The 13,049-nt window shown below is 34.5% G+C and carries 8 protein-coding genes and 1 pseudogene; 1 reads left to right on the forward strand and 8 read right to left on the reverse strand.

Translation table 11 applies throughout. The features are described from left to right. Window positions 1-213: 213 nt before the first annotated feature. The 6 genes and pseudogenes from WFZ85_RS13410 to WFZ85_RS13435 all read right to left on the reverse strand — a co-directional run. Window positions 214-507, reverse strand: a pseudogene (locus WFZ85_RS13410) (transposase); the annotation flags it as partial. Window positions 508-654: 147 nt separating this feature from the next. Continuing rightward, window positions 655-882 (reverse strand): hypothetical protein, encoded by a 228-nt coding sequence (locus WFZ85_RS13415; protein WP_342696808.1) that lies wholly within the window; start codon window positions 880-882, stop codon window positions 655-657. Between the two features lie 370 nt (window positions 883-1,252). Next, complete coding sequence (locus WFZ85_RS13420; protein ID WP_342696809.1) at window positions 1,253-1,663, reverse strand: hypothetical protein; 411 nt, start codon at window positions 1,661-1,663, stop codon at window positions 1,253-1,255. 7 nt (window positions 1,664-1,670) lie between these two features. Next, a complete protein-coding gene (locus WFZ85_RS13425; protein ID WP_342696810.1) occupies window positions 1,671-3,287 on the reverse strand; it encodes an RHS repeat domain-containing protein in 1,617 nt (538 codons plus the stop codon). A 111-nt stretch (window positions 3,288-3,398) separates the two neighbouring features. Then, a complete protein-coding gene (locus tag WFZ85_RS13430; RefSeq protein ID WP_342696811.1) occupies window positions 3,399-8,081 on the reverse strand; it encodes a DUF6443 domain-containing protein in 4,683 nt (1,560 codons plus the stop codon). A 34-nt stretch (window positions 8,082-8,115) separates the two neighbouring features. Further along, complete coding sequence (locus tag WFZ85_RS13435) at window positions 8,116-9,843, reverse strand: T9SS type A sorting domain-containing protein (RefSeq protein WP_342696812.1); 1,728 nt, start codon at window positions 9,841-9,843, stop codon at window positions 8,116-8,118. 644 nt (window positions 9,844-10,487) lie between these two features. Here WFZ85_RS13435 and WFZ85_RS13440 point away from each other — a divergent pair. Continuing rightward, window positions 10,488-11,210, forward strand: coding sequence for a hypothetical protein (locus WFZ85_RS13440; protein ID WP_342696813.1), 723 nt, complete (start codon window positions 10,488-10,490; stop codon window positions 11,208-11,210). Window positions 11,211-11,272: 62 nt separating this feature from the next. Here WFZ85_RS13440 and WFZ85_RS13445 read toward each other — a convergent pair whose 3' ends face one another. Further along, window positions 11,273-11,428, reverse strand: a complete 156-nt coding sequence (locus WFZ85_RS13445; protein WP_342696814.1) for a hypothetical protein — start codon at window positions 11,426-11,428, stop codon at window positions 11,273-11,275. Window positions 11,429-11,710: 282 nt separating this feature from the next. Beyond that, window positions 11,711-13,003 carry a phosphopyruvate hydratase gene (gene eno / locus WFZ85_RS13450; protein ID WP_342696815.1) on the reverse strand — a complete coding sequence of 431 codons (1,293 nt, stop codon included), beginning with the start codon at window positions 13,001-13,003 and terminating at the stop codon, window positions 11,711-11,713. Window positions 13,004-13,049 lie beyond the last annotated feature (46 nt).

The raw sequence follows: 13,049 nt of genomic DNA on the forward strand, positions 1-13,049 counted from the left end.
TGTAATGCGTTTATAATAATGTATTTTTGATTTAATCGTGTAAATATGTCAACCCAACCAACTGTTGTTATAGTTATAAAAAAAGCTTCTTCTGTAGTTGTAGCTTTGTATTTTGTTGACATTTGTTTTTACTTTTCTCAAAAATAATAAAAAAACTACAAAAATGACATTTGTAGTTTTTCATATTGTTGTGGGCACGGATTATAAATCCGCGCTATCGGGTTCATCAATAATGGTTTGAATAATTTTTTTTGAAGTAAATTTTTTAAAATCTCTTAGTACATCTGATAGGATAAAACCATTTGTTGCCTTGCAAAATATATGAATATGACTACTCATCAAACAGTAAGCATAAATTTCTAGTCCTTTATTTTTTTGACAATGCTGTAATGCGTTTATAATAATGTATTTTTGATTTAATCGTGTAAATATGTCAACCCAACCAACTGTTGTTATAGTTATAAAAAAAGCTTCTTCTGTAGTTGTAGCTTTGTATTTTGTTGACATTTGTTGTTACTTTTCTCAAAAATAATAAAAAAACTACAAAAATGACATTTGTAGTTTTTCATATTGTTGTGGGCACGGATTGCAAATCCGCGCTATCGGGGTTTTTCAAATTGTTGTGGGCACGGATTATAAATCCGCGCTATCGGGTTAATAGTTTAATGCTAGCCCTACAATGGTAATTATCCAGCCTGAATAACTAATAAAAAAATTTGAGAATTCTATTTTAAAGCCAAAAAAATCTCTAATAAAACTTATTATTATAGCTAAATGAAACATCTCAAATACACTTACAAGTCCCATAAATCCGAATTCAGCGTCTACTGTTTCTTCTTGCGCTTTGGCAAATCTGTATAATTTATAAACTAAAAATTTCATTTTCTTATATTTTATTTATCTAATGAATTGTAAAAACTTTGCATATAATCTGAAGACTCAAATATGTTTAAACCTATCCCAACTATAATACCTAATCCAGGAACAACAGCATTGAAACCAACTTCAACAGCTATTATTGTGCCTTGAGCAGCGCAAGCTAAATTTTTTTTGAGCGTTAGGAAGGTGTGGCGATTGGAATTGGAAACGTTCTTCTATGGTACTCGATTATACATGAGTTGTAAATCTATTTTAGGATTAAGTATTAATATGTAAACTTATTTTAGGACGAGACAGGGTTTTGGGCTGTGTAAATCGAGCTAACCATAATTTTACAATACAATTTTTTCATAATTATTCTTCATTGTAATTGTCATAAATACTTATTAAACCTATCGAATATCCAACTATTAATAAAAAATAATCCAAAAGAAAAAATAATAGTTAAAAAGACAATTATAAAACCAATTATTTTTCTTTTTCTAGTTTCGTTTCCCCATCGTTTATCAAATTCTTCATATCTACCTTCATAAATGGGGATGTTTAAGTAATTAATAATAAACAATAACGCTAAAATAAAGATTATTTCAATATAATTTAAACTCCTTTTCGTGTGAGGAACTAAAAGAGAATAAAAAAAAATAATTATATTTAATACAATTAAAAATTGAACTCCACTAACACTTGCAATTGCTCTATCAGGTTTTGTGAATTTAATATTCAACTTTGCTATCCTATAAAAAAAGTATTCAAAAAAAGTTTTCCAAATTGATAAATATTTCATTCTTAAATTATTTAAATTGATTATCAACTGCATCACCAATATGATTTGTTAATGAAGTACCAGTAGTCGCTAAAAACATTACATCTACAAAACCATAAACTAATCCAAAACCTGGAAATACAAGGGAAGCTGCTCCAATTGCAGTTTTAACTATTGTTCCTGCTCCAAAGTTATCTTTGCTAATGTCTTCAGCAATGTTTAATGCAACACTTGCCAACCCTAATGTATTTCCTGCAGCACGAGCAATTCTTGAAATCCTTGCCATTCTAGCAGCATTCTGAGACGTTAAATCACCAGCGCTAATAGCTCTTGTCCCATAATTATAAACTATACCTGCGTTCCATGTTGCTCTTGATTCTAAGGCACCTGCAAATAATCCGCCAACTGCTAGTAAACTATCTGTTGTTTTAAAAAAATCAATCCCACCACCACTAGTAGTACTGCTCGGCGCCTGATAATTATTAATAATCACCACTTCCTGCAAAAGTATACCATTTCCAGGAAAAAAGAACCCATCATAAGAAACAAAGGAACCAATCATCCCACTAGAACCTCCTGTAGAACCCCCAGAATCTATATACTCGTACAGTTGAAAACCATCGCCAGTATTAAGCCATGTCGTCCAGCCGGAGCTTGATGAATTCTCCCATATTGCATCTAGCCATGCACTTCCACTATTTAAAGGTCGTGCTTTCAACCCACTAGGATCACCCCAATAAACAGGATTGTTATTCCCAAAATGATAAGGCGTCATGTTAATGCTGCTTTCAGCCAACAAATCTATACAAGTAAACCGCCCAATAGCATTGTCATACTGCCTAAAATCCATCGCAGTAACATTTAATCCCAGTTCATCTTGATTCTCTTGACCGTTGTATTTATATTTATAATTCGGCTGATTATTTGTGACATTATACATAGAATGCTTCAACCCAAACGGGTAATAATTACTTTCTTCCAATATTTGCAAAGAACTTGTTGTCGTGTTCCACGAATAACTTAACCTAACATTGCCCAGATGATCAGTATAGTTAAAAACATATCGATACTGGTTGTTTCCATTTACCACAGTGTTACTAACGTATCCCTCAGCGTGAGGAAAAAACACTAATACCGCAGCATTATACTGAAAACCATTTAAATAGTCTGTCGTAGTAACTACACCACCATTAGTAACCACTTTGCGCAGTTTTCCACCAGCAGCATTGTAAAGATAATTAATTTTTCTGCTTGTACCAGTAAAATTTATTTCTACAGGCAGGTTCAAATGGTTGTATTTTATACTTGTTATTTCTTTGTTATCATCACTGGTCATATTACCGTTTAAATCATAACCATAGTCATTGATATTGCCATTGCTATTGTTACTCAGGTTATCCGTAACTTGGTCTCTAAAACCGCTCGTCGCAGCAGGTGTAGCGTCAGTTACGCTCAATAATTTATTAGTGTTTGGCTCATAAGTATAAGTTAAATTATCAATAACTATAGATGGTGCAGCTACATCATTGTCGCCATTGCGCACCATGGTACTAATATTTCCATTTTTGTCATAAGTTACTGTCTCATTATAATAATTAGGAATTGGCATTGCTGCATCGGGTTTTTGATATACTGCATTATTCATCCGGTTTAAAGAATCATACTCATAGCTATATTTTCTTAAAACGTTATCACTTTTTGTACGCCAGTAGGTTTCACTAATATTCCCATTATACAGTTCCTTGCCTATGTACGTTCATTGTCCATTAGCAATACTAGTAGTTTGAATGGTGTTGTAGTTAATCTTAAAAGCAAACAAGTCATTCTCGGCAACATTTAAATCTAAATTATTATTAGCACTGTTATTAATACTTAGTAGCCATCCTCTGATGTTATAAGCATAATCAATCTTTTGCCAGCTCGTAGCTCCTGTCAAACTACTGCCACCTACACGCTTTGTTATTAGCTGCCCAAGATTATTATAGTCGTTTTTCTTTAATAACTGTGCTCCGTTAGAACTTCCCACTATTTCGTGGGTGTGAGTAAGCAATCGGTCTTGAGGTGTATAAGTATAATTATCTCTAATAGTTATCGTTGGGCTAGCTGGCAATCGCTTGTGTGTAGTCAACGTAAAATTTACCCTGCCAGTTATGGGCTGCAATTGGCTGTCCACTTGCGAAAATCCATCTAAATAATTATTAGAAAATAACCGCACTACGCGTGCTTTTTCGTCATACAAAACATAGCTTTTTTCGGCCTTGTACAGTGTTGTAGTTTCTGGAACCCGCACCCAGCTTATTGTTGGTAATCCGCGGGGCATAGTAGCAGCAGTATTATTATAAAAAACCGGCTGTGGGGTAACACTGCTTGTATAACCTATCGCTGGCAAAAACGTCAAGTTAGTACTATAATTATCATAATAATTAACTGTCAATACGTGGTAACCACCCGTTGGGAAAGCAACATTAGTATAATTATAGGCAACACTGCTAACGGAACTAGTGCTCGTACTTTTTGTTTCGCTCAATACAGTAGCATTATTATAAGCACCTTGCAAAGTACTTCTACCTGCTGCTGTAGCTGCCGTAGTACTCGTCCAAGCAGTTAGTATAGATCTGTTTAATGCATCGTATTTCACTAATAACCAACCAAAAACTCCCGAATTATCAGTAAAAGGTGATAGTGCAGGACCACTCGCCACAACACGATTTAACTTATCGTATACTATATACTCCCATTGTTTTCCAGGTATTTTCTTTTCTATCAATCGGTTTCTAAAATCATATTTATATTGATAACATAAATCTTCTATCACCGTCGGCGTTATCGCACCATCAGCTTTCGGTGGTATAACAAAAGTAACATTACCATATTGATCATAAACAGTATAGGTTTCGTGCCACGTACCTGTGGAGACACCATTAACAATCGAGTTGCTAAAAACTCTACTCATCACCACCCGTCCTTCTTTATCTTTAAATGTTTCAGTAATATTGTTATTACCATCACCTATTTTCCAATTCTCATTCTTCACTACTGTTTTAATCAACTCATTAGGCGGATAAAAAATACCCGTAGCTGTATTAGCCAGTGTGATACTATTACTAACAATATTTGAAGTGGCTGTAAATCTTCTTACATTATCATTAGCTTGATTGGTCTGATAGTCAAACCGTATAGTGTGTTTAACAGCACTGTCAATACTCCAGTCACTTCCTGGTGCCGCCTGTTCAATAACTCTATCAAAAGGCGATTTTTCAAAAAGCTTTTGCACATAAGGGTTTTGTCCTACATAGCCAGTATAGTTTAATAATTCAGTTTTAGCGTTAGGATTATAATTTAAACTAGCAGTACTATTAGCATATGGTAAATAGCTTTTGGCAATTCTCCCTTGATCGTCATATTCTATATGAGTAACAATATCTGTTGTAATATTTGATTGCTGATGATCAATTTGTTGTACGGGTCTTCCCAATCCGTCTATAAACGTTTTCGTCTGCAAAGCATTTGCAATAGTGGGCGAGGTCAAAAAAGTAGTACTTTCCGTCTTATAAATTAAGTTAGTAACTGCATTAATATCTTGTGCATTAACTGCCTGATAATAAAGTGTCTCAGTCAATATTTTGTTGTTTTTATCTCTAACAGCTTTCAATCTATAGAAATTATCGTATTCATAAGTTAATCTATCTCCTTTAGGATCAGTAACAGTACTTACACCTACTAGCGGTATGTAAGTATAAGTAGTAATCATTGCATTTACAAATAAAGCGTTAGTTCGTAGTGCATTTATTGCCACTAAATTATTTTCAGTTGCAAGTGTTATATTTCCCAATCCAAGTGCTGAAGCAACCTGCGCATTAGTTGCATTTTCTATTTTAGCAACCAATTTTGTTTTATTATAACCCCAAATATAAGACACAAAAATACCATTCTCCTGCATTGTTTCTATAGGGTTACTAAACTCGTCATAATTAGAAATTCGATACGAGTTCACTAATGTTTGTGTGGATTTAGCACCTTGTACAATGTTAGGTAAAAATGACACATTACCATTCCACACATTGCTATAAAGCACTTTTTTACTAAAAAGCAATTCAGTACCACGATAGCTTTCCACTTTATCAATCTCGGCTATCCTATTTTGAGAAAATGTAGAATTACCTGTATGATAAGTGAATTGCGTTTTTAATGTCTCACCTAAACTATTAGTTGTAGTTTTTGAAGAAATTTTTCTAATGGCATCATTATAAGTAAAACTCTCGGTAACTATTTGTGGCAGCACACTATTAGCAAAGAAATTTTTACTAACTCTACCAGTTAACTTAGCCCAACCAAGTCGCTCGTTCAAAGCAGGATTGTCAAAGATAACAGTCGAATTTGGTGTTTCTACAAATTCATAAGTCATGTCAATATCTGCAAACAAAATGCTAGGTTCACCAAATGTTTTTAAATTAGTTAATAAACCTCTTCTGTAGTCATAATATATGGTATTCAACGCACCACTTATTGGTGGTGGAGTTAAATCCATAGGTGAAGTATATGTGAACTCTTCTCTGCCTTTTCCTGTTTCAGTAACAGTCACATTTTTATAACCCACTGGCTCTCTCTTTATTCTTGAGTTTGTTGCGCTGTCATAACCCGGATAAACAACGGCACCGCTACTTCTGCTAGTTTGAAAAAAATTATACGAATATGATTTTTGCTTGGCTGGAAAAACAGAAAGAGAATTATAGTATGGTATATTGCTGTAATAGTCAGATACTTTCTTATCAAAATAACTAATTGTATTAATTCTTATACCAGCTCCATGTAAATTTTTATTAATAACTGGTTTAATATCCCTTTTTGACACATGGAACTTTCCTTTTTTATTACTGTTTTTGTTTGCACCTATTGTAATTGTATAGGTTTGCCCAGGCAAAAGATATACCGCTTGACCTTGACATAAATTTTCGAAATTTGATGTATCAAAAATAAACAAACTAGTTATTCCATTTCCTGAAAGCAAAAAAGACGGATAAAAGAGTGTGCCCTCCGGATCTATATTTTCGATTGTATATGGCGTTGGAGTAACATTAAAATAATACGCAATTGGGGTTGTTCCTGTACCCGGTACAGTGAAGCTATAAGAATTTGTACCATTTCCTAAAAATTCATAATCTACAACAGTGCTTACCAGATAATTTTCTGGCATATCATCACTTACATAATTGTCGGGTTGATCGTCCAGTTGCCATTGTCCATTTAAATCTCTTGAATACAAGGAATAAGTGTTTGACTCATATTTGTAGCTGATAGTACCTCCTGTAGGCAAATATATTTCCGAAAGAACACCCAAGTCACAATACTTTGTAGTAACGTTATTATTTACACTTTCAATTGGATAACTGTAAAGGCAATTGGGAATAAATTTTCGATAACCCCAATCATCAATCACAAAAAAGCCATCTGGTGGGTTTGAATAACCCTTATACACAAATTCATATGTTTCTTTTATAGTTTCGCTGAAATTGCAGTTTTCAATTTTAAATAAATTATTTGAATTGTATATAAATTTATGCTTCTTTAATACAAGACCAGTCAAATCCACTAAATCTAATCTTGTAATCTTTATGTTTGTGCTGTAAGTCATATTGGAGCCGCTTGAATAAATAAAGTTTACTTTACCATAGCCAATTGACATGACATCCTTACATTTTTTAAATAAGTTAGTATAGGAGCTGTTTACTACCTGTGTATACGTATCATATGTATAATTAACAAGATCTCTGTTGTTATTATCAGTAACTTTTGTTAGGTGAAAAGTGCTTTTATAACTATTTACAGGCGAATTTTGGTTGTAATACGTTTGTGTATCAAAATCTTGAAATAAATATTTGTAACCTTTATTGTCATATACTGTAAATGAATTAATTGAATAGGTAGATAAATTGTAATTTACAACTATAACTAATTTTTCATCAATATTTTCCAAAATACGCACATTTAGTACTCCTTGTGCATTTTTATTAAGGTAAAATCTTCCTATCTTACCCATAAAACTAAATTGATAGATATCATTCTCATTAGTCTGCGCATACCCATTAGAAAACTCATCGGGTTTTCCTATCACATCCCTTGTAATAAGACCTCCAGAAAACAAACTCCATCCAGTCCCGCATTGCCCTGCAACATCATCCATTGCAACACTAGATGGATGATAACCAAGAGCAACGTTTAACGAAATATCTTTACTTCTTGTAGGCAAACTATAAATTGGAACAGAAATTTCTGGTACGCCGGTATAATTTGAAACAGGTATCTCTTCAAATTTCATTAAAGAGGAAACACTAGCTTCCGGTTTAGAGACCTGCGGATAGGAAGCGTTTAAATTTAAATCTTGACCATATCCTAAAAAGACATACATAAAAACTATAAAAACTAAACTATATTTTCTCATAACTATAAATTCTGAATTGTTTTTTTATTGCTTACTAATTTCTACTACCTTGTTTAATCACCTTCACTCCGCTATTCTGAACATCAGTCCTAATATTAACGATGTATACTCCTTCGGGTAATCCAGATAGGTCTATCGGTACTGTTCTTTCGGTTATTGGAAATGATTGCAAAATGTGTCCCGCAATATCAACCAGTGTTGCTGTTCCTTTATTAAAATCGTATCCCACTATAACGTTGGTGAAATCCACAGCAGGATTAGGTATCGCCTCGACTGGTTTTTTGGGTTCTTTTGGTTTGTCTTTATCTTTTAGTTTAACCACCCAAAAATCGTTACTGCCTTTACCGCTACTTTTATCACCCGTAGCTTTATTCCCGCCACTTGCGTTCTGTATGTTTTTACTTGTTCCTGCCATTAAATAACCACCGTCTCGTGTTTCAATTACCTTTCTCAAAATGTCTTCGCCATCACTTCCCACAGTTTTTCTCCAAACTTCTTCGCCTTTTTCATTAATTTTAATGGCGACATAATCGTCGGTCCCTTTTTTCATTTTTAAGTCTTGTGCTTCTTCTTTCTTTTGTCTGGCAGACACTTTTTGTATTTCGCCATTTCCTTGCTTCTTTTTTACAGCTTCTCCCTGCGCAAAGCCACCTAATAAAATGGTATGGTCATCATTTTCTACTAATGATGTTAGGATGTCCACTTTACCTATGTTATACGTTTGTTGCCATAACTCTTTCTGTGCTTCGTCAATTGCAACCAACCAAAAATCAGTACCGCTCTCGTTACTTTTATTTTTGCCCTGTCCGTTTTCTGAATTAGAGCTACCACCAAGAATATAATTTCCAGTATTGGTTTGGTGTACAAAATAAAGTTCGTCGTCACCAGCGCCACCTATTACTTTTTGCCACTCTTCAACGCCTTTGTCGTCAATTTTTACAAGCCAATAATCCGATTCTCCTAATTCTCTGTCTACTTTATTTCCGCCAATTGGAGAGTTAGAACTGCCGCCCAAAAGAAACCCACCGTCTTTTGTGCAAACTATGCTTCGTAGTTCGTCATTATAAATCCCTCCAAAACTATTTTGCCATACCAGCTCTCCTTTGCTGTCTATTTTAACGACCCAGTAATCTAAGCCACCATAGTTGTCTGATTTTTTATCTTCTGATTTATCCGACCCCGAAGAACCCGCTAACACAAAACCGCCATCATTACATAGAACAATACCATTTAACTCGTCTTGACCATAACCTCCGATAGTTTTCTGCCATTCTTCGCCACCTTTAGCATTTAATTTGATAATCCAAAAATCGGCTTCGCCTCTACCCCTATCTTTCTTATCGCCATCCAAATATTTTCCATCAGCAGGCATTTCAGCTGGTGTGGTTAAAGTATTGGGCGAAGAACTGCCTGCCAATAAAAACCCTCCTTCATTAGTAAGTAATACACAACGCAAAATATCTTGTCCGGAACCACCGATACTTTTTTGCCAATCTAGCTCACCCTGCTCGTCCATTTTCCATACCCAATAATCTAAATCGCCCCTATTATCCTCGGTTTTATTTCCTGTCTTTTTAGACAAAGAGCTGCCCGAAAGGATAAAACCATAATCGGGGGTTGGTATCACATCAAATAAATAATCGGCGTGTTTGCCTCCATAGCTTTTCTCCCACAGGATGTCTTGGGAATAAATGTTGCTGAACGAATAACTAAGTAAAAAAATAGTTAAGAGGGGTTTGGGAAAAAAGAAAGTGCCTTTCATAAGCGGTAGAAAATAATTAATCAATAAAAAATACAATGGTATAGAATTGAAGGATATCAAAACAGGGGGATTCCCGCAATTCGAGTTGCGGTTTTCCCCCTATTTTACTTTTAATAAAAAACAGGTCTGGTGTTTTATGACATGATAATGGCTGTAGCATTTTTTTAGAATGCTATTAAACAGCTATTTATGTATTAATTAGAGAGCAGGAAGATCAAATTTTATGATAAAGTCAGGAACGCTAAAAAAGGTCAAAAAATAAAAGAAGGGTCATTAAAAAAAAGAACTCGTTTAATTCTGTTCCTAATCTAAAATAAAAACGAATACAAAATACAAGAATGAATGTTAAATTTTAGTAAACTTTTAACATTTAACATAAAAAAGCGTCAAGAATACAATTGTTGCTTTAAAATTTGTAATGACCAAGCATTGAAACATTTAATAAACAATACCAATAAAAAACAATAGCCATTATTGTGATACTGCTCAATAAAATAGCGCAAAACCATTTCTTTATTCAATAATTATAAATGTATAATTCTTTTTTTAACAAAAATTTAAAATTTACCGCAATCTTTTGGCAAAATATTTGATAAAATAGTAGTTGTGAAATAGTTCACAAATAACATTTAATTCTTAACATTATGAGCACATCCACATCAGAAAGAGGACACGCAAAAAACGTTGCAAACTTCGAAACAATTATTATCTCCTGCACAGGGTATGGAAGTAATTACAATCCATCAAACAGCGCTTTAACTATCGGAAATCTTATAGTAAAACACGAAAAAGCAAAACAACAACTCAAAACAGTAAAAATCACTAAAGAACCCTTTGATTCAATCACAGGAAAAAGACAACTACTTTTCAAACCCTTAAAACCATATACTACAAGAGTAATTAATTCATTAATCGCACAAAAAGCACCTCCATCAGTAGTAAAAGATGCTAGAGCCATCGCAAGAAAAATGTCCGGAAAAAGAGCGCCAGGAACTAATAAAAATAACTCAGAAGAAAACCAAATCTCTGTATCACAACAAAGTTTTGACAAACTAGTAGACAACTTCGATGAACTAATAGTCCTAGTACAAACCGAAGAAAGCTATAATCCAAACGAAGCCGATTTAAAAATAGAATACATGCAAAACTACCTGAGTGAGCTATCAACCATAAACACACAAGTAAAAAATGCGGCAAACCCATACAGCAATGCACTAATCAGTAGAAACAAAGAACTCTATACTCCCGAAACAGGATTAGTAGACCTTGCTTTAGAAGTAAAAAACTATGTGAAATCAGTCTTCGGAGCTTCCTCTCCTGAGTACAGACTAATAAGCGGTATCGAATTCTCCAAACCAAGAGATTAATACAACAAAAAAATCATCAATAAATAAGAGTTTCAGTTCCGAAACTCTTTTTTTTTTTCAATTTAATAAAACAGTAGTGTTGAAGCATACAAGCCGAGTGTTGAAGCATACCAGCCGAGTGTTGGAGCATACTGACTGAGTGTTGGAGCATACTGACTGAGTGTTGGAGCATACTGACTGAGTGTTGAAGCATACCAGCCAAGTGTTAAAGCATACAAACCGAGTGTTGAAGCATACTAGCTGAGTGTTGAAGCATACAAGCCGAGTGTTCGAGCATACCAGCCGAGTGTTCGAGCATACCAGCCGAGTGTTGGAGCATGCGGACTAAGTGTTGGAGCATGCAGACTAAGTGTTCCAGCATACAGTCTCAGTGTCGAACCATATGGGAAAAGAAACCATGCTATCAGATTATTGAAATCTTAGTATAAAATAAATATATCCATAAAAAAACCCAATAAGTACAAACCTATTGGGTATTTTATTATCAGTAATAGCTATACTTATTTCTGCTTAAAGGCTCTCAAGCCCGGAAAATAAGCAACATTTCCTAGTTCCTCTTCAATACGCAACAACTGATTGTATTTAGCCATTCTATCAGAGCGTGAAGCAGAACCTGTTTTAATCTGACCACAGTTCAAAGCAACCGCTAAATCGGCAATAGTATTATCTTCTGTCTCTCCAGAACGGTGTGACATCACTGAAGTATAACCTGCATTGTGTGCCATGTTTACCGCAGCTATGGTTTCGGTTAAAGTACCAATTTGGTTCACTTTTACTAAAATAGAATTGCCAATGCCTTCTTTTATTCCACGAGACAGACGATCCACATTGGTTACAAACAAGTCATCACCTACTAGTTGAGTTTTACTTCCAATTAATTCTGTCAAATATTTCCATCCTTCCCAATCGTCCTCATACATTCCATCCTCAATAGAAATAATCGGATAATTTGTTGCCAAAGAAACCAAGTATTCTGCTTGCTCTTTTGAAGTTCTAATCTTTCCAGTTGCACCTTCAAATTTTGAATAATCATACTTTCCATCAACATAAAACTCACTAGCAGCACAATCCAAAGCTATCATTATTTCATCTCCAAATTTATACCCTGCATTTTCAACAGCCAATTTGATTGTATCCAAAGCATCTTCTGTTCCACCAGCAAGATTGGGAGCAAAACCTCCTTCATCACCAACAGCTGTAGATAAACCCCTGTTGTGTAAAACTTTCTTCAGGTTATGAAAAATCTCTGTTCCCATTTGCATAGCATGAGTAAATGAAGTAGCTTTTACCGGCATAATCATAAACTCCTGAAAAGCTATCGGAGCGTCAGAGTGCGAACCACCATTAATAATATTCATCATCGGAACAGGCAATGTATTAGCAGAAACACCACCAATATAGCGATACAAAGGCAAGCCCAATTCATTAGCCGCTGCTTTAGCAACTGCCAAAGAAACACCCAAAATCGCATTAGCACCAAGCGCTGATTTATTTGGAGTAGCATCCAATTCAATCATTAAACTATCGATATGGTTTTGTTCAAAAACCGAAACTCCCATTAGCTCTGATGCAATTTTAGTATTTACATTTTCAACTGCTTTCAATACACCTTTACCCATAAATGCTTTACCACCATCGCGTAGCTCAACAGCTTCGTGCTCACCAGTTGATGCTCCCGATGGAACGGCTGCTCTTCCTAAAACACCGTTTTCTGTTACAACATCTACTTCAATGGTTGGATTTCCTCTAGAGTCCAAAATTTGTCTTGCATGAACTTTAATAATTATACTCATATTTTAAATATTAAATTTTACTATTATTTTTTTTTAGAACCATCAC

The sequence above is a fragment of the Flavobacterium aureirubrum genome (assembly GCF_038739835.1).
Taxonomy (GTDB): Bacteria; Bacteroidota; Bacteroidia; order Flavobacteriales; family Flavobacteriaceae; genus Flavobacterium; species Flavobacterium aureirubrum.

Excerpts from the sequence above, each read along its gene's own strand:
- WFZ85_RS13415 (WP_342696808.1), bottom strand. The coding sequence starts at position 882 with ATGAAATTTTTAGTTTATAAATTATACAGATTTGCCAAAGCGCAAGAA.
- WFZ85_RS13420 (WP_342696809.1), bottom strand. The coding sequence starts at position 1,663 with ATGAAATATTTATCAATTTGGAAAACTTTTTTTGAATACTTTTTTTAT.
- WFZ85_RS13425 (WP_342696810.1), bottom strand. The coding sequence starts at position 3,287 with ATGAATAATGCAGTATATCAAAAACCCGATGCAGCAATGCCAATTCCT.
- WFZ85_RS13430 (WP_342696811.1), bottom strand. The coding sequence starts at position 8,081 with ATGAGAAAATATAGTTTAGTTTTTATAGTTTTTATGTATGTCTTTTTA.
- WFZ85_RS13435 (WP_342696812.1), bottom strand. The coding sequence starts at position 9,843 with ATGAAAGGCACTTTCTTTTTTCCCAAACCCCTCTTAACTATTTTTTTA.
- WFZ85_RS13440 (WP_342696813.1), top strand. The coding sequence starts at position 10,488 with ATGAGCACATCCACATCAGAAAGAGGACACGCAAAAAACGTTGCAAAC.
- eno (WP_342696815.1), bottom strand. The coding sequence starts at position 13,003 with ATGAGTATAATTATTAAAGTTCATGCAAGACAAATTTTGGACTCTAGA.